Source organism: Nonomuraea sp. NPDC000554, assembly GCF_040300065.1.
GTDB lineage: Bacteria > Actinomycetota > Actinomycetes > Streptosporangiales > Streptosporangiaceae > Nonomuraea.
On record NZ_JBEPDC010000017.1, the window covers coordinates 196059 to 213341 of the forward strand.

Sequence of the window (17283 nt, forward strand, 5' to 3'; positions counted from 1 at the left end):
CGGCACCCTCAATCGATCTCCAACCGGTAGGTGCTGATCGCCGTGCTCTGGAAGATGTCGTCAGGTGTCCCGCCGAGGATCGTCTCGATCGCCTCGCGGACCTCGGTGTAGGAGGCCGCGACCTCGCAGACCGGCCAGTCCGACCCGAACATGAGCCGGTCCGGGCCGAAGAGCTGCACGGCGGTCTCGACGAACGGGCGCAGGTCGTCGATGGTCCAGTGAGACCAGTCGGCCTCGGCCACCAGGCCGGAGAGCTTCGCCACGACGTTGGGGCGGGCGGCGACCGGGGCGACGGCGGCGCGCCACTCGGCGAGTCCCTCCGCGCCGGCCACGATCCGCGGCTTGCCGAGGTGGTCGAGGACGAACCGGGAGTCCGGCAGCGCCCCGGCGGCACGTGCCACGGCCGGCAGCTGACCGACCCGGACGACCATTTCGTTGACGAGCCCCGCGGCGGCGACCGTGCGCAGCCCGGCTCGCACGTCCGGCCGGTCGAGGAAGTCGTCGGGATGGCCCTGCACCTGGTCCCGGACGCCGACGAGCAGCCGGCCACCGGGTCCGGCGCGGTGGCCGGCGATGACGGCGGCCAGTGCGGGGTCGGTGAGCGACGCCCAGCCGACGACACCGGCGATCTCCGGGGTCTCCGCCGCGGTCGCCAGGAACTCGGTGGTCTCGGCCGTCTCGCCTCGGCCGGCCTCGACCAGCACCGTGCGGTCGACGCCGGCGGCACGCAGGTTCTCCCGCAGGTCCTCGACGCCGTAGTCTCGCCGGATCCGGTCGAGCGCCGGATCGGCCAGCCATGCGTAGTCGGCGGTCCAGAAATGCTGGTGGGAATCGATGATCACAGCCTCGATGCCTCCTCGCGGCGCAGGTCCCGCCAGAGCCGGCCCGGGATGTCGTGGGAGAACATCGCGTCGGCCGGCGAGCGGGTGCCCGTCCGGCCCGGTCGAGCCCGATCAACGGAGTTCATGCCGCCTCATCCTTCCCTGTGGGAGGCCGCGCGGGGCCGGACCCAGCGTGGATCAACCGTATGATCGCCTGGCTCATCCGAGCATAGTCATGGTCGTTGACCAGCTCGCCGCGGAGGCTGAAGTCGTTCATCACCGCGATCCGGTCGGCGAGGGTGACGATCTCCGGCAGGTCTGACGAGATCAACAGCAGCCCCAGCCCGGAACCGGCCAGTTCGGCGATCAGCTCGTGGAAGGCCGCCTTGGTGCGTACGTCGATGCCGACGGTCGGCTCGTCCACGATCAGGATCTCGCAGCGCGCGGCGAGCCACTTCGCGAGGCTCACCTTCTGCTGGTTGCCCCCGGAGAGCTGGCCGGCGAGCTGGCGTGGTGAGGAGGCCCGGATGCCGAGCCGGTCGACATACTCCTCGACGAGGCGCCGCTCCGCCCGGTCTGTCACGAGCCCGGCGCGGGCGAGGCCACGCCACACGGTCACCCCGATGTTGCGCGTGATCGGCTGGTCGAGGAAGAGCCCTTCTTCCTTCCGGTTCTCCGTCACGTAACCGATCCGGTAGCGCCGCAGCGCCTCGCCCACGTCGCGGATGCGCACCGGGCGGCCGTGCACCTCTACCGTGCCGGACGTGATCCGGTCCAGCCCGAGCAGCGCCTTGGCCAGCTCGCTGCGGCCGGCACCCACCAGGCCGTACAGCCCGAGGATCTCGCCGGGGCGCACGGTCAGGGAGATGTCGCGGTGGCCCCGCGCGGTGCTCACCCCTTGCAGTCGCAGGGCCACCGGCGTCTCGGGGTCGACCTGCCGCTCGGGGAGGCGTACCGAGGCGTACGCCCGCCCGACCATCAGATCGACGACCTGGTCCTGCGTGTAGTCCGCCAGCGGCTCGGCCTCCGCGACGGTGCGCCCGTCGCGGAGCACGGTCACCGTGTCCGCGACGGCGAAGACCTCTTCCAGCTTGTGGCTGACCAGCACGACGGCGTGCCCGCTGTCGCGCAGCTTGCGGACGATCGCGTAGAGCCGGTCGGCCTCGTCGCCGGTGAGCGACGCGGTCGGCTCGTCGAGCAGCAGCACCTTGCTGTCGATGCTGAGTGCCTTGGCGATCTCGACGAGTTGCGCCTGCGCGACGGAGAGTCCGGCGACCGGGATGTCCGGGTCGAGGTCGAGGTCGAGCAGGTCCAGGCAGCGCCGGGCCTCGGCCCGCATCCGGGACCGGTCGACCAGCCCGAAGCGCCGTGGCAGGTGGTGCAGCACGATGTTCTCGGCGATGGAGAACGCGGGGATCAGGTTGCGTTCCTGGTGCACCACGCCGATCCCGGCCCGCTGGGCGTCCAGCGGGCCGGTCAGGTGCACCTCGGAGTCGCCGAGCAGCACCCGCCCGCCGTCCGGCTGGTACACCCCGGTCAAGATCTTGATCAGTGTGCTCTTGCCCGCGCCGTTCTCGCCGAGCAAGGCGTGCACGCTGCCCGCGGTGAGCCGCAGGGTGGCGCCGTCCAGCGCGCGTACCCCGGGGAATGTCTTGACCAGACCCTCGGCCGTGAGCATCACGACGACCTCCGCAACAGTCTCTGCCGGACGGTGCCGAGCAGCACCGCGCCAAGGACGACCGCGCCGACGATCAGGTCGATCCAGCGCGGGTTGATGCCGAACTGCGCCTGCATGACGTCCACCAGCCGGACCAGGAACGCCGCAAGGCAGGTGCCGACGACGCTGACCACGCCGCCGGTGAGCGCGACCCCGCCGATGATCGGCGCCGCGAAGCTCGGCAGCAGCAGGTCATCGCCGATGCTGGAGTTGACCGAGCCGGAGGCGGCCACCGTGATGATCGCGGCGACCCCGGCGAGCAGCCCGCTGAGCGCGTGCGCCACGATGATCGACCGGTCGTTGGAGACGCCGGACAGTCGCGCGGCGAAGGGGCTCCCGCCGGTGGCGAGCAGCTGCCGTCCGGCGACCGTACGCGCGAAGAAGACGGCCACGAGCGCGGCCACCGCGAGCGCGACGAGGAAGACCACCGGCAGCCCGAGCACGGAGGCGCGCCCGAAGTCGCGCAGTCCGGCCGAGTAGCCCTGGAAGGTGTCGGGGCCGTTCACCCCGTACCGGAGCCCCTCGATGATGGTCATGGTGGCGAGCGTGACGATGAAGCCGTTGATCCGGGTGAAGACGACGAGCAGTCCGTTGACCATGCCGGCGGCGACGCCGACGCCGAGTGCTCCGAGTACGGCCACGGGCGCCGGTAGGCCGGCCTCGATCATGAGCCAGGCCGCGACCATCGAGCAGAGTCCGGTGAGCGCGCCGACCGACAGGTTCATCTGGCCGATCGCGAGCACCACCATCTGGGACAGCCCGATGACGATCGGGACAGCCAGGAACCGGAAGAACGCGCCCAGCGTGCCGCTGGAGAGCAGGCTGCCACCGGTGGCGACGGCCAGCGCGACGAAACCGGCGGCTGCCAGCAGGGCGAGGGTGAACTCCGACTGACCGGCGATGCCCCTGATCCGCCCGGTCATGCCGGTACGGCCGGCCACGCTGGCGCTCATGCCCGCGCCCCCCTTCGCTCGGCGACCACGTGACGTACCCGGTCCAGAGAGAGCGCGACCAGCAGCACCAGTCCGATGTACAGCTTGAGTTGGTCGAGCTGGAACTGCAGCAGGTTCAGTCCCTTGTAGATGACCTGGGTGAGCGTCGCGCCGAGGACCGTGCCGAGAACGCTGACCGCGCCGCCGGCGAGCAGCGTGCCACCGAGCACCGGCCCCAGGAACGACGGCAGGAGGAACTGGTCCCCGATGCCGGCCGAGAACGCCCCGTTGTTCGCCGCGAGCAGGAATCCGGCCAGCCCCGCGAGCAACCCGCTGAGCGCGTGTGCCTGCACGACGCGGTTCTTCGTGGGGATGCCGGACAGCTCTGCGGCCTTCTCGTTGGCGCCCGTCATCAGGATCTCCCGGCCCAGCCGGGTGTACCGGAACAGCAGTCCGACCGCCAGCGCCGCGGCCATCGCCAGCGGAACGATCAGCGGAACGCGCGGGCCGCACACCTCGCCCATGCAGTAGTCGGCGAACGTGTCGTTGCGCAGCGTCGTCATGCCCTCCGGTTGGCCGCTGAAGGCGACCCCGTCGGTGAATCTCGTGTAGAGGATCGTGATGAGCCCGACCAGGGCGAAGTCCATTGCGAGCGTGACCACGAACGAGTTGACGCCGGTACGCGAGATGATCAGGCCGGCGAGCGCGCCGAGCAGCGTGCCGACGGCCAGTCCGATCACCAGGCCGACCAGCAGCGGCACGCCGAGCCGGTCGTAGGCGAGCCCCATGGCGAAGGCGCTCATCGCCGCCATGCGGCCGACGGCCACGTTCATGTGCCCGAGCGAGAGGACCGCCAGTTGGGCGAGCCCGACGATCGCGTACACGCTGATGTCCGACTGCAACGGCACCAGCGTGAGCGTGGTGTCGAGGAACGCCGGCCGCAACGTGGCGAAGAGCGCGACCAGGCCGATGAGCAGAACGAGCAGGCCGAGGCGGGGGTTGGCCCAGAGCGGGAGCCTCGGCGGCTTGCGCGGTCCGGGCGGGCGGACCGGCGACGCCTCCGGTGACGTCGTGGTCTGCGTGCTCACCGAACTCTCCGGTCGTCGATCGCGTCGCGGTCCCACTCGATGCCGAGCCCGGGGGCGGCCGGTGCCAGTGCGTGCCCGTCCACGATCTCGATCTCGCGCCGCGTGATCGCCCGCAGTTGCGGGATGTGCTCCAGGTAGCCGCTGTTCGGCACCGCGCAGCAGAGGCTGACGTGCAGCTCCATCAGGAAGTGCGGGCAGACCGGGACGTTGTACGCCTCGGCCAGGTGCGCGACCTTCAGCCAGGGGGTGATGCCGCCGATGCGGGCCACGTCGACCTGGACGATGCCGGCCGCCCGTCGGTGCAGGTACTCGCGGAACTGCGCCACCGAATACAGCGACTCGCCGACGGCGACCGGGATCGAGGTCGACGCGGCCAGCGCCTCGTGCCCGGCGACGTCGTCACCGGGCAGCGGCTCCTCGAACCAGTACGGGTCCGCCGGTTCGAGGAGCCGGGCCCGCCGGACGGCCTCGGCTGTCGTGAGCGACTGGTTGGCGTCGAGCATCAGGTCGAAATGGGGCCCGACGGCCGCGCGCACGGCGGCCAGCCGGTCGGCGTCCTGCACAGGCGAGCGGCCGATCTTCAGCTTCGCCCCGCGCCAGCCCGCCGCCTGGCTCGCCTTCGCGCCGGCGATCAGCTCCTCGGTGCTCAGGTGCAGCCAGCCGCCCTCTGTGTCGTACAGCGGGATGCGGTCCTTCGCACCCCCCGCGAGCACCCACAGCGGCTGGTCCACGTCGCGGCACCGCCAGTCCCACAGCGCCGTGTCCACGGCGGCGAGGGCCAGCGAGGTGATCGCGCCGACCGTGGTGGCCCGGGTCGCGGCGAACAGGTCGCGCCACACCGCCTCCACCCGTCTGGGGTCCGCACCGACCAGCCGCGGCAACAGGTAGTCGCGCAGCAGGGCGAGTACGGCGGTACCGCCGGTGCCGATCGTGTACGAGTAGCCGGTTCCGGTGCCGCCGTCATCGGTCTCGATCTCGACGAAGATGGTCTCCTGCTTGAGGAACGACTGGACTGCGTCGGTGCGTACCGTCTCGACCTCCAGGTCGACAAGGTAGGCCTCGACATGACTGATGGCGGGCAAGGAAAGCTCCTAGCTGGACGTGACCGACTACTTGCAGGACAGGTACTGGCTGTCGAACGCCTTCCGCAGCTCTTCGGTCTTCGCCTGCCGCTCGGTGTCGTAGCTGTCGACATTGGCCTTGGTGACGACGAAGGAGCCGGAGTCGATGGCCACTCCCGGCCGGTTCATCGTGCAGCCGCCGGCGAGCTTCATCAGCGCGTACGAGCCGACGGACGCCTGGCCGACCGGGTTCTGCAGCACCGTGCCGGCGACGGACCCGTCCCTGATGCCGGCGAGGATGGTCTGGTCGTCGTCGATCGCGATCACCTTGATCGGCAACTTGGCCTGCTTGACGCCGTCAGCCGAGGCGACCGCCGGGTTGTACGCCGTGTTGACGATGCCCTGGATCTGGGTGCCCTTTGCGGCGAGCAGGTCGGCGACGGCCTTCTGCGCGCTCTGCAGGTCCTTGTCGACGTCGGTCAACGTCTGCAGGAGCTTGACCTTGCCGCCGGTCTCGTCCACTGCCTTCTGCACGCCGGCGATGCGGCGCTGGGTGTTGGAGTCCACCTTGTTGCCGGTCAGGTGCACCAGGTTGCCCTGGCCGTCCATGGCCTGGATCGCGGCCTGCGCGGCCTTGTACGCGGCCTGTTCGACATCGGTGGAGAGGCAGAAGTCGGCCTTGTCGACGTCCCCGGCCGGGCACGAACCGAGCGAGGCGGCCGGGTGGCCCTGTCGCTTCAGGTCTCCGAACGTGGCGTTGATGTTCTCCGGGGAGACCCCGAAGACGCCGAAGGCGTTGTAGCCCTGGGCCGCGAGCGACTTGAGCACGTCGTTCTGCTTGGTCTGATCCCAATCGGAGGTCTCGTTGAAGGTGACGTCGCCCAGCCCCAGGTCGGTCTTCACCTTGGCGCCCGTTTCCTTCCAGGGCTGGAAGTAGGGGTGCGCACCGCCCGGGACCAGGGCGATTTTGACCTGGTCAGGCTTCCGGGTGGACGCGCCGGCTGCTTCGTCGCTCTTCCTCGTGCAACCGGCCGTGGTGCCGACGACGAGCGCCAGGAGGGCAGCCACTCCGCCGAGCCTGGTGAATGGTCTTTGCATCATGACCGCGCCTCTCGCCACTATCATGGATCCTATAGGATGTTTTATGGATATATAGTGGGTCGTCGTTGGGCCGTCAAGGCTTTACGGGCCCCTTCCCCCTTGATCTGAACCGGTCCTACCGACGGCCGGGGTTCGCGGACACGATCCGGTAGCTCGCGCCCGCCTTGGTGAGGAACGTGATGGTGCCGTCGGCCGCACGCGAGTGGTCGACCGCGTTGCCGTCGGCGCCGGTCACCCGGACGTCGCCGGGGAAGCGCAACCGTGCGGGACCGCCCCGGTCGGAGGCGAGGCGGATCTCGGTCAGGGCGCCCTGCTGCCAGGTCGCGCCGACCGTGAACGCGCCCCGGGCGCGCAGCCCGTCGAACGAGCCCCGCTCCGACCACGCGCCGGGCAGCGCGGGCAGCACGTCGATCACGCCGGTGTGGCTCTGCAGGAGCATCTCCGCGACCGCGGCCGTGGAGCCGAGGTTGGCGTCGATCTGGAACGTGCCGGAGGGGAAGACCTTGTCCCACAGGTTGGGCATGGTGTTCTGTCGCAACTGGGTGCGGTACTGGGCGAACGCCTGGTCGCCGTCGCGCAGCCGGGCCCAGAACGCCGCCTTCCAGGCGTTGGCCCAGCCCGTCGCCTCGCCGTTGCCGCGTGCGATCAGGCTGGTCCGGGCGGCCTGGGTCAGAGCGGGATCGCCGCCGATCTGCCGTCCCGGATAGAGCGCGAACAGATGGGAGACGTGCCGGTGGGTGTCCGTCGGACTGTCGAGGTCCCGCTTCCACTCCTGGAGCTGCCCGAATCGGCCGACGCGCAGCCCCGGGTCGAGTTCGGCCAGCGCCGCGGCCACCTCTGGCTCCTCGGTCCCCAGCACCTTGGCGGCCTCCAGGACGTTGGTGAACAGGTCCCACACGATCTGCTGGGACATCGCGGCGCCCGCGGTGAACGGCCCGTGCTCGGGTGAGTAGCTCGGGGAGGCGACGAGCTTCCCGTCGGCGTCCTGGACCAGGTAGTCGAGCCAGAACCGCGCGGTCTCCTTGAGCAGCGGGTAGGCCCTGTCGCGCAGGAACGCCTCGTCCTTGGTGAAGAGATAGTGCTCGTAGGCGTGCTGTGCCAGCCAGGCCCCCGCCTCGGGGAACCAGAACGCCGTGGACCAGTCGTGCACGCCGGTGAACCCGAACGGGTTGGTCTCGTTGTGCACCACCCAGCCGTCGGCGCCGAACATCTCCCGCGCGGTGACCCGGCCCGGTGGGCGCAGCGCGTCGACGAAGTCGAACAGCGGCCTCGTCGTCTCTGACAGGTTGGTGACCTCCGCGGGCCAGTAGTTCATCTGCACGTTGATGTTGGTGTGGTAGTCGGCGCTCCACGGGGCCGCGGTGGACTGGTTCCACACGCCCTGCAGGTTGGCCGGCAGCGGGGAGTTGTCACGTGAGGAGGCGATGAGCAGGTAGCGGCCGTACTGGAAGAAGAGCACCTCCAGCGCCCTGTCACCGCCGTCGTAGGCGGCGAGCAGGTCGTCGGTCGGGATCTGCGGGACTCCCTGCCCGAGGTCGAGGCGGACCCGGTCGAACAGCCTCCGGTAGTCGGCCACGTGCGCTCTACGGAGTTTCCCGTACGGTTTCGCCGCCGCGTCGTCCACGGTGGTCGTCACCCTGGCCGCGGGGTCCGCGCCCCGATAGGCCGGATAGGTGTCGGCGTAGTTCGTTCCCGCGGCGAACACCACCGTGACCGCGTTCGCGCCGCTCACCGACACTCGCTCGGTTTCGTCGGTACGGGTGCCGCCCTCGTTGAGCACGCGGATCTGACCCTCGTAGGTCAGTCCGTTGTCGGCCAGGGCGCCACGCACGGTGATCCGGCCGTCGGCGGCGGTGATCTTCGCATTCGCGTGCGGCGTCGTGAATCTGGTCGTGAGAGCCACCTTGCCGGGCTTGTCGGCGGTGAACCTGGCCACGATCACGTTGTCCGGGTAGGAAGCCAGGTACTCGCGGGTGTAGGTCACCTTGCCGACGGTGTAGCGGACCGTGGCCAGCCCGGTGGAAAGGTCCAGTTCACGCCGGTATCCGGTGACAGCGTCACCGCTCGGGACGTCGAACCAGAGGTCGCCGAAGGTCTGGTAGCTGCCGTAGCCCACGCGTGGCTGGCCCAGCTTGCCCGCCACCCAGTCAGGATCGGCCTGGCCCTGCGTGGCGATCGTGCTGCGCACCTCGTCGAGGGCGCCGGGCCGGGGTGAGCGCCAGTTGCCGTTGTTGGAACCGATGCCGCCGGTCCACAGCGTCTTCTCGTTGAGCTGGAGGCGTTCGGTGGAGACTCCGCCGAACACCATCCCGCCGAGCGCTCCGTTGCCGATCGGCAGCGCCCGCTGCTCCCAGTTGGTCGCGGGCTCGTCGTACCACAAGGTCAGCGGGCTCGAAACTGCGGCGGCCGTGGCCGCGGCGGTCGCGGGCACGGTCAGGGGGGTGGTGGCGAGTAACACGGCCAGCAGGGCTCTCTTCATCCGATCTCCTTCAGGTGGAAGGTGTGGATCAACGCCGCGATCAACCTGCTGCTGATCACATGCGGGCCGCCGCGGTTACTCGAAGGCGGCCGACAGCCGGTCGCGGGCGCGTTCGAGGTGGGTGCGCATCGCGGACTCCGCCTCGGCGGGATCGCCGGCCACCAGGGCCGTGACGATCGCCTGGTGCTCCTCCAGCGCCCGCGAGCCGATCCGGCTGCCGTAGTGCAGCCGGAACAGGTGCAGGTGGCTGTGGGTGCGCTCCAGCGCGAGCCGGATGGCGGCGTTTCCGGCCAGCGCCATGATCAGGTCGTGCAGGCGGGCGTCGTGGGCGGTGATGGCCTTGTAGTCCTCGTAGTGGCTGCCGGAAGGGGCCTCCCCGCACGAGGCCATCTCCTCCTGGAGCGCCTGCCTGCCCTCCGGGGTCATCGCCTCCGCGGCGCGACGCGCGCTGGGCGGCTCCAGGAGGAGTCGCAGCTCGTAGAGGTCCTCGAACTCCTTGCGGGTGAGCAACGGGCTGATGCTGTAGCCGCGCAGGGGCAGCTTGACGACCAGCCCGTCGGACTCGAGGCGGGCCAGGGCCTCGCGGACCGGGGTGTGGGAGACCTCCAGAAGGCGGGTCAGCGCGTCAATGTTGATCTTCGCGTCCGGTTCGAGGGTGTGGTCCATGATGAGCGCCTTGACGGTCTCGTAGACGCTGTCCGCGAGGACCGTGCGGTGTGGCAGGGCAATCCCGGTCACCCGACATCCCTTCAACGAGCCCTTGACTACTCCGATCCACCCTAGCAATATCAGCCAGGATATTTCCTATACGATCTCGGATTCCACATCGAGAATCGGTCGCCTGCCCGTGAAGGCGACGTGGTCAGCACGTGGCGGACCGGCTCGGACGCGCGGCGAAGACAACGACCGGACCAGCCAATCCCTGATCAGGCTCATTCACTCAAAGGAGATCTGAGCCATGAAGGTAGGCCTCGCCTTACTCCTCGCCCTCTCCATGACGACGACTCCCGATTACGAACCCACTCTGGAGTCGCTGTCCCGGCACCAGGCGCCCGCCTGGTTCAACGACACCAAGCTCGGCGTCTTCATCCACTGGGGGCCGACCAGCGTCCCCGGCCAGGACGAGTGGTACCAGAACTCGATGAACATCCCGAACTCCGCGACCTGGAAGTTCCATCGGGAGAAATACGGTGAGAAGGTCGCCTACGACGACTTCTTCAAGGACTTCCAGCCGACCAAGTTCGACCCGAACTCGTGGGTGGACCTGATCAAAGACTCCGGCGCCGGGTACTTCGTGCTGACCACCAAGCACCACGACGGATACTCCCTGTTCCCCAGCGAATACTCCGACCGCAACTCGGTGTCCCAGCCGCCGCACCGGGACCTGGTCGGTGAGCTGTTCGACGCGGCGAAGAAGCGAGCGCCCGAGCTCAAACGGGGTGCCTACTACTCGCTGTGGGAGTGGCTCAACCCCGCGGAGACCGGCAAGCAGCCGCGCAACCCCTACACCGGCCAGGAGATCCCGTACACCGGGTACAAGCCCGTCGCGAACTACCCCGCGTTCATGAACGACCAGATGACCGAGCTGATCGACACCTACGACCCCGACCTCATCTGGTGCGACGGCGACTGGGTGCACGACACCGCCTACTGGAACCTGGCCCCCACCATCGCGCACTACTACAACCAGGCGAAGAACCGGGACCAGCCCAAGGACGTCCTGATCAACAACCGGTGCAAGCTCACCGACGCGTCCGGTGATCACTCCGGCCGCCGCCAGCCCGACTACCTGACGCCGGAGCGGACCAAGCTCGCCTCGATCGAGCCGTTCAAATGGGAGACCTCGGAGACCATCCAAGGCTGGTTCGACATCCGCCCGCCGTACCGACAGCTGACCTCAGAGACGATCGTGGACATGTTCGTCGACATCGTCAGCAAGAACGGCAACCTGCTGCTGAACATGTCGCCGCGCGTCGACGGCACCATCCCCGAGTACCAGCAGCAGGTGCTGCACGACCTCGGCGCCTGGATGCGGACCAACGGCGAGGCGATCCGCGGCACCACCTACTGGAACGCCTTCGAGGACAAGACGGCGAACGTGCCCGTGCGCTTCACCACCAGGCAGAACGCCCTCTACGTCACGGCACTGGACTGGCCGGGCCGGACGCTCGAACTCGCCGACACCCTGCCCATCAGGCCGGGCACCAAGGTGACCCTCCTCGGCGGGGACGGCAAGCCGCTGCCGTGGCGGCAACAGAACGGGCGCCTGATCGTCGACCTGCCGGAATCGACCGCACTGAAGCACGCCTACGTGTTCAAGTTCGACACACCCGGCGCCTCCCTCATCCGCTCGAACGTCACCGCGCCCGGCCGCATCGAACGCGGCAAGACCGCCCCGGTCGACATCACCGTCACCAACACCGGCGACCGGCGCATCCCCCTGGCCGACATCCAGGTCAGGACGGACGGACCGTTCACCTTCCAGCCGAGCGCCTTCCGCGAGCGGTTCCTGGAACCGGGCCAGACGCGCAAGCTGAGCACCACAATGAGCGTGGCACCTGACGCGGAGTACGGCCCGTACCAGATCAACACGACCACCCGCGTGGACGGTTTGTCCACACGTGTCACGACCCCTGTCGAGGTGACCCGGGCCAACCTGGCGCTGCACGCGCCCGCCAGCCAATCCAGCGTCGCCTACGACGGGCCGGCCGACCTCGCTGTCGACGGCAACACCAGCGGCGCCTACAGCGATCACTCCCTGTCGCACACCGGGCTGGAGCCGCAGCCATGGTGGCAGGTCGACCTGGGCGCGTCCCAGTCGATCAGCTCCGTTCGCGTGTGGAACCGCGACGACTGCTGCACGGAAAGGCTGAGCGACTACTACGTCCTGACCTCCGACCACCCGCTTCCCGCCTCGCTGGACGAAGCGCTCAAGACCCCCGGAGTGCACGCGGTGCGTCAATCGGCCACCGCGGGCCGGCCCACTGAGGTGCCGGTCAACGCCGAGGGGCGCTATGTCCGCGTTCAGCTCGCCGGTACCGACTACCTGGTCATGTCGGAGGTGGAGGTGTTCGGGGACCGATGACCGAGGTCGATACCCCAGGGAGGTCGAGACCCGCCAGGTCGGCGCGGGAGGAGACGCCCAGCTTGGGATAGGCCTTGTACAGGTGGAACCCCACCGTTCGCGGGCTCAGGAACAGCTGGGCGCCGATCTGCCGGTTCGTGGCACCGGTCGCGGCGAGCCGCACGACCTGCAGCTCCTGAGGGGTCAGCGCGTCGACCGCCCTGGCGTCGACGCCTCGCTCCGGCAGGTCGGCGCGGGCGCCGGTGGCGGCCAGCTCCGCGTGGGCCCGCTCGGCCCACGGTGTGGCGCCCATCGCGGCGAACCGGCCCATCGCCGAACGCAGGTGCGTCCCGGCGTCGGCGCGCCGTCGGGCCCGCCGCAGCCATTCGCCGTACAGCAGCTCCGTCCTGGCCTGTTCGAACGGCCGCCCGCCGCGGGCGTGCAGGTCGAGCGCCGCGGCGTAGTGTGGCTCGGCCTCGCCGCGCGGGGCGAGCAGCGCCCTGCAGCGGTGGGCGACCGCGGCCGCCCACGGCCGGCCGCTGGCCGCCGCCCAGGCGTCGAAGCGGGCGAACGCCTGGGACGCCCGCGCCGGCTCGCCCAGGCGGGCGCAGGCCTCGACGTAGTCGGGCAGGGCGAAGGTGACGATCACGGTGTGACCGAGCGGGCCGTCGAGCACCCGCGCCATCCGCTCGGCCGCCGCGTCGTAGCGGGTTCGTACGAGGTCGAGCAGGGTCAGCGCGCAGCCTCCCCATCCGGATCCGTTGCGTTCCCTGGCGGTGCCCTCCGCCTGCCGGGCAAGGTGCAGGCAGCTGTCGTCCTCGCCCTGGACGGCGGCCAGGCGGGCCAGGATGCCGTGCAGGTGCCGCAGCCGCCCCGCCTGCCCGGTGTCGTGCGCGATCCGCCAGGCCTCGGCCCCCGACTCGGCCGCCTCCGCGTACCCGCCGTGCAGGATGCGCGCCTGAGTGAGGAGCTGCAGGGCGTGCGGCAGCGCCCCGATCAGGCCCTGCTCCCGGCAGGCGGCGACCCGGGCGGCGGCGAGCTCGCAGGCCGCGTCGTCGTCGCCGGTCATCAGGGCGCTGAACACCCCGTACGTCCCGACGACCGGATCGCTCGCACCGATGCGCGGTGAGACGGTGGCGGCGCGCAGGAGCGACAGGCCGGCGGCCGGGTCGCCCGCGGCCACCCGCTCCATGCCGCGTACCGCTCTGGCCACGGACGCGAGGCGGGCGTCGACGTTCGGCGCGAGCGCCTCCATGAGCTGCGCGGCCTGCCCGAGCGCGGTGTGGTCGCCGGCGAACCAGGCCTCGCTGGCGGCGGTCGCGAGCAGGGACGCGGCCTCGGCAGGCGCGGTGCGCGCGACGCCCGCGGCGGCGTCGATCAAGGTACGCACGGCCGGCGTCCGGCCACCCTGCTCGGCGTCGACGGCGGCGCGTGCGGCGGCCAGCCGGGCCAGCACCACGGGGTCCTGGGCCAGGCGCCGTCCCCGTTCGGCCGCGGCGCCGGCGCGGGCCAGTTGCCCGGCGCCGATGGCCGCCTCCGCCGCGTCCGCCAGCCAGTGCGCCCGCCGCTGCCGGTCGACGGTCAGCTGCGCCGCGCGCTCGTACGCGTTGGCGGCCGAGGCGTGGCTGCCGCGCCGCCGGGCGCGCTCACCCGTGGCCGCCAGGACGGCCGAGGTCTCCTCGTCAGGCCCGAGAGCGGCGCCGGACAAATGCCAGGCCCTGCGGTCGGCGTGCTCGTCGCCGTCGAGGACGGCCGCCAGCGCGCGGTGGGCGGCCACGCGCCGGGCGAGGGGCGCCTCGTGATACGCGGCGGCCTTGATCAGAGGGTGGCGGAACCGGAGCCGGCCGTCAGAGAGCTGCGCCAGCCGGCCGCGCTCGGCCGGTTCCAGGTCGGGCAGCCCGGCCCCGAAGCCCTCCGCCGCCCTCAGGACGAACTCCAGGCTGCCGGAGCCGTCGGCGGCGGCGATCAGGAGCAGCAGCTGGGTGCGTTCGGGAAGCCGCCGGATCGCCGCGCGCAGCGACTGCTCGACCCGTCCCGCCAGGGGAAGCAGGGGCGGTTGCAGGGGCAGCGGAGTCAGTTGCCCCGCCCGCTGCTCCGGGGTGAGGCTCCCGGCGAACTCCAGCAGGGCCAGCGGGTTTCCCTCGGCGTCGTCGATGACTCGATCCCGCGCCTGGTGCGCCAGCTCGGCCGCCGACTCCTCCAGCAGCCGCTCGCAGTCGGCCCGGCCGAGGCCGGGGAGCCTCAGCTCGGGAACACCGTGGACGACCGGTTCACCGCCGTCGTCGCGCGCGGCCAGGACCATGGTGATCCGCTCGGCCTCCAGCCTGCGCGCCGCGAAGACCAGCGCGTCCACCGATGCGCGGTCCAGCCACTGCACGTCGTCGACGAGGCACAGCACGGGACGCTCCTCAGCGAGGTCGGCGAGGAGGGTGAGCACCGCGAGCCCGACGAGGAAGCGGTCCTGCGGCCCCGCGTGGCTCTCGCCGAACGCGCCGCGCAGGGCCGCCTGCTGCGCCGCGGGAAGCCCTTCGACGAGATGACGTGCCGGACGCAGCATCAGGTGCAGGGCCGCGAAGGGCAGTTCGGCCTCCGCCTCGACGCCGGTGACCCGAAGGACCAGCAGGTCGCCTCCGGCCCGGCGCGCGACCTCGGCCAGCAGCGCCGACTTGCCGATCCCGGCCTCGCCGTACACGACGACGGCGTTGCCCTGGCCGGCCCCGGACTCAGTGATCATCCCGCTGAGGAGGGCGATCTCCGCATCCCGCCCGATCATGATGGGCTCACCCTACCTAACCGGCGGTCGCCGCCCCTGCGGCGCCCTGCCCGGTTCCAGTCGTCGTGACCTATTCGGCCGAGTCCGCCGGCCCGTACGGTCGTCAGCAGCCGCCTGACCTTGAAGGAGAGTCGTGGAGAACGACGCCGTCACCTTGCACCCGGTGGGAACCGTCGTCGGCGGGCGCACCGAGCCCTTCGACGACGACTGGAACACCGAGGAAGCGCTGATCCGCCTCGACGGGACCCGCTTCGCACCGGACTCCCTCGCGGGACTGGACGCGTTCTCGCACCTGGAGGTGGTGTTCCAGTTCCACCTCGTGGACCCGGCGTCGGTGCACACCTCGGCCCGCCGCCCCAGAGGCAACCCGGACTGGCCGCCGGTGGGCATCTTCGCGCAGCGGGCCAAGAACCGGCCGAACCGGCTGGGCGTCTCCCGCTGCCGCCTGCTCGCCGTGCAGGGTCTCGACGTGCACGTCCGCGGCCTGGACGCCGTCGACGGCAGCCCGGTCCTCGACCTCAAGCCCTACATGGCGGAGTTCGGCCCGCAGGGCGAGACCGTGCAGCCGGCCTGGGCGACCGAGCTGATGCGCACCTACTACTGAGACAAGGGGATCGTCCGACATGACAACACGAACCGAGCTTCCCTCCAGTGCCGACGTCCTCGTCGTCGGAGCGGGCCCGGCCGGCCTGACCCTGGCCACCGCGCTGGCCCAGCAGGGTGTGGACGCCGTCCTGGTCGACAAGGCCGACGGCCCCGCCAGCACGTCCCGCGCCTCCGTCGTGCACGCCCGCACCCTGGAGGTGCTGCGCGCGATCGGCGTGAGTGACGAGCTCGTGTCCAGGGGCGTCACCGTGCCGCGCTTCACCGTGCGCGACCGCGACCGGATCCTGCTCACGGTGCCCTTCGACGACCTGCCGACCGACTTCCCCTTCACGCTGCTGGTGCCCCAGGACGTCACCGAGCAGGTGCTGCTGGACCGGCTCCGGAACGCGGGCGGCACCGTCCACCGCCGGCACGAGGTCACGGCCGTCGACCAGGACCCCTCGGGCGTCACCGCCAAGACGGCCGACGGCCGGCTGATCCGCGCCTCCTACGTCGTCGGGACCGACGGCATGCACAGCACGGTTCGCGAGCGCAGCGGGATCGCCTTCACCGGTGACACCTACGCCCAGTCGTTCGTGCTCGCCGACGTGCGCCTCGCGCATGCGGGCACCGCGGACGAGGTCGCCCTGTACTTCGCCCCCGAGGGGGTGACCGTGCTCGCCCCGCTTCCCGGCGGCCGCCACCGGATCGTCGCGACCGTCGACGAGGCGCCCGAACACCTCACCGTCGCCGATCTCCAGGCGCTCCTCGACGCCCGCGGCCCGCGCACCCATCCGGCCACGGTCACCGACCTCGTCTGGAGCTCCCGTTTCCGCGTCCACCATCGCCTGGCCGACCACTACCGGGCAGGCAGGCTCTTCCTCGCAGGAGACGCGGCCCACGTGCACAGCCCGGCGGGCGGCCAGGGCATGAACACCGGAATCCAGGACGCGCTCAACCTGGCTGCGAAGCTCACCGAGGTACTGCGCGACGGCGCTCCCGCCACGGCTCTGGACGCCTACGAGGCCGAGCGCCGCCCGGTCGCGGAGGAGGTGGTGGCCTTCACCCACCGAATGACGAAGATCGCGACCGTGGGCAACGGGCCTCTCCGGTCCCTGCGGAACACGGCCTTGCGCGCCCTGGACTGGATTCCCGCCGTCCACCGTGCGATGGCGATGAACGTGTCCGAGCTGGCAACGGCGGACAGAGGCTGAACACCGTCTCGCGCGGCCCGCCAGAGAGTCGTCAGCCTTCGAAGCGGACCGTCGCTCCCCGGTCCGTGATCGACAGGACGCGTACGGAGAGGCTGTTGAGGCTCCCGCTGGCGCCTTCGCCGAGGGTCGTGACGAGGCCGGGCGCCTCCACTCGCACCATGTCCGCATGGAAGAGGCCGCCGACGTACACCTTGGAGACGCGCACCCTGGAGAGGCGGTAGCGGCTGGACACGCGGAAGCTCACCGGCTTCGTGATCGTGATCTTGCATTTCCCGTCGTAGCAGGCGCGGAGGTTCGGTCCCGCCGCGGCGCTCGCCGGGGCGGCGGCGAACGGCGCCGCGACCATGACGGCGGCGAGGGTCAGAGCTGTGATGGTCGTCCGGTGCATGGAATCCCCTTTGGTCGGTCTTCGACATCGTCATGCCAAACCCGCGGAGAGCACAGGGTG

14 protein-coding genes are annotated in these 17283 nt (G+C 70.7%); 3 read left to right on the top strand and 11 right to left on the bottom strand.

Features of this window, described 5'->3' with window-relative positions:
* Positions 1 to 8: 8 nt before the first annotated feature.
* The 9 genes from ABT294_RS29935 to ABT294_RS29975 all read right to left on the bottom strand — a co-directional run bounded on the left by ABT294_RS29935 (position 9) and on the right by ABT294_RS29975 (position 9937).
* Positions 9 to 842 carry an amidohydrolase family protein gene (locus ABT294_RS29935; protein ID WP_350809623.1) on the bottom strand — a complete coding sequence of 278 codons (834 nt, stop codon included), beginning with the start codon at positions 840 to 842 and terminating at the stop codon, positions 9 to 11.
* Positions 839 to 967: a hypothetical protein gene (locus tag ABT294_RS29940; RefSeq protein ID WP_350809624.1), complete on the bottom strand. Its 129-nt coding sequence runs from the start codon at positions 965 to 967 to the stop codon at positions 839 to 841. The genes ABT294_RS29935 and ABT294_RS29940 overlap by 4 nt, the downstream gene beginning before the upstream one ends.
* Entirely contained in the window at positions 964 to 2499 is a 1536-nt protein-coding gene (locus ABT294_RS29945) for a sugar ABC transporter ATP-binding protein (RefSeq protein ID WP_350809625.1), read from the bottom strand. The genes ABT294_RS29940 and ABT294_RS29945 overlap by 4 nt, the downstream gene beginning before the upstream one ends.
* A complete protein-coding gene (locus tag ABT294_RS29950) occupies positions 2499 to 3491 on the bottom strand; it encodes an ABC transporter permease (RefSeq protein WP_350809626.1) in 993 nt (330 codons plus the stop codon). The genes ABT294_RS29945 and ABT294_RS29950 overlap by 1 nt, the downstream gene beginning before the upstream one ends.
* Complete coding sequence (locus tag ABT294_RS29955) at positions 3488 to 4558, bottom strand: ABC transporter permease (protein WP_350809627.1); 1071 nt, start codon at positions 4556 to 4558, stop codon at positions 3488 to 3490. The genes ABT294_RS29950 and ABT294_RS29955 overlap by 4 nt, the downstream gene beginning before the upstream one ends.
* Positions 4555 to 5640, bottom strand: coding sequence for a mandelate racemase/muconate lactonizing enzyme family protein (locus tag ABT294_RS29960; RefSeq protein ID WP_350809628.1), 1086 nt, complete (start codon positions 5638 to 5640; stop codon positions 4555 to 4557). The genes ABT294_RS29955 and ABT294_RS29960 overlap by 4 nt, the downstream gene beginning before the upstream one ends.
* A 27-nt stretch (positions 5641 to 5667) precedes the next feature.
* Positions 5668 to 6720, bottom strand: coding sequence for a sugar ABC transporter substrate-binding protein (locus ABT294_RS29965; RefSeq protein WP_350809629.1), 1053 nt, complete (start codon positions 6718 to 6720; stop codon positions 5668 to 5670).
* A 115-nt stretch (positions 6721 to 6835) separates the two neighbouring features.
* Positions 6836 to 9199 (bottom strand): glycoside hydrolase family 95 protein, encoded by a 2364-nt coding sequence (locus ABT294_RS29970; protein WP_350809630.1) that lies wholly within the window; start codon positions 9197 to 9199, stop codon positions 6836 to 6838.
* 75 nt (positions 9200 to 9274) lie between these two features.
* Positions 9275 to 9937 (bottom strand): GntR family transcriptional regulator, encoded by a 663-nt coding sequence (locus ABT294_RS29975; RefSeq protein WP_350809631.1) that lies wholly within the window; start codon positions 9935 to 9937, stop codon positions 9275 to 9277.
* Positions 9938 to 10157: 220 nt separating this feature from the next.
* On the opposite strand from ABT294_RS29975, the gene ABT294_RS29980 reads away from it, so the two are divergent.
* Positions 10158 to 12284, top strand: a complete 2127-nt coding sequence (locus tag ABT294_RS29980; protein WP_350809632.1) for an alpha-L-fucosidase — start codon at positions 10158 to 10160, stop codon at positions 12282 to 12284.
* Here ABT294_RS29980 and ABT294_RS29985 read toward each other — a convergent pair.
* Positions 12250 to 15036: a helix-turn-helix transcriptional regulator gene (locus ABT294_RS29985; RefSeq protein ID WP_350809633.1), complete on the bottom strand. Its 2787-nt coding sequence runs from the start codon at positions 15034 to 15036 to the stop codon at positions 12250 to 12252. The genes ABT294_RS29980 and ABT294_RS29985 overlap by 35 nt on opposite strands.
* 133 nt (positions 15037 to 15169) lie before the next feature.
* On the opposite strand from ABT294_RS29985, the gene ABT294_RS29990 reads away from it, so the two are divergent.
* Positions 15170 to 15640 (top strand): SAM-dependent methyltransferase, encoded by a 471-nt coding sequence (locus tag ABT294_RS29990; protein ID WP_350809634.1) that lies wholly within the window; start codon positions 15170 to 15172, stop codon positions 15638 to 15640.
* 19 nt (positions 15641 to 15659) lie between these two features.
* On the top strand, positions 15660 to 16835 hold the full coding sequence (locus ABT294_RS29995; protein WP_350809635.1) for an FAD-dependent oxidoreductase: 1176 nt from the start codon (positions 15660 to 15662) through the stop codon (positions 16833 to 16835).
* Positions 16836 to 16866: 31 nt separating this feature from the next.
* On the opposite strand, the gene ABT294_RS30000 is transcribed toward ABT294_RS29995, so the two are convergent.
* Positions 16867 to 17223 (bottom strand): hypothetical protein, encoded by a 357-nt coding sequence (locus ABT294_RS30000; RefSeq protein ID WP_350809636.1) that lies wholly within the window; start codon positions 17221 to 17223, stop codon positions 16867 to 16869.
* Between the last annotated feature and the right edge of the window lie 60 nt (positions 17224 to 17283).

Coding starts and splice junctions, on each gene's coding strand:
- ABT294_RS29980 (WP_350809632.1), top strand. CDS start 10,158: ATGAAGGTAGGCCTCGCCTTACTCCTCGCCCTCTCCATGACGACGACT.
- ABT294_RS29970 (WP_350809630.1), bottom strand. CDS start 9,199: ATGAAGAGAGCCCTGCTGGCCGTGTTACTCGCCACCACCCCCCTGACC.
- ABT294_RS29950 (WP_350809626.1), bottom strand. CDS start 3,491: ATGAGCGCCAGCGTGGCCGGCCGTACCGGCATGACCGGGCGGATCAGG.
- ABT294_RS29945 (WP_350809625.1), bottom strand. CDS start 2,499: ATGCTCACGGCCGAGGGTCTGGTCAAGACATTCCCCGGGGTACGCGCG.
- ABT294_RS29995 (WP_350809635.1), top strand. CDS start 15,660: ATGACAACACGAACCGAGCTTCCCTCCAGTGCCGACGTCCTCGTCGTC.
- ABT294_RS29940 (WP_350809624.1), bottom strand. CDS start 967: ATGAACTCCGTTGATCGGGCTCGACCGGGCCGGACGGGCACCCGCTCG.
- ABT294_RS29965 (WP_350809629.1), bottom strand. CDS start 6,720: ATGATGCAAAGACCATTCACCAGGCTCGGCGGAGTGGCTGCCCTCCTG.
- ABT294_RS30000 (WP_350809636.1), bottom strand. CDS start 17,223: ATGCACCGGACGACCATCACAGCTCTGACCCTCGCCGCCGTCATGGTC.
- ABT294_RS29985 (WP_350809633.1), bottom strand. CDS start 15,036: ATGATCGGGCGGGATGCGGAGATCGCCCTCCTCAGCGGGATGATCACT.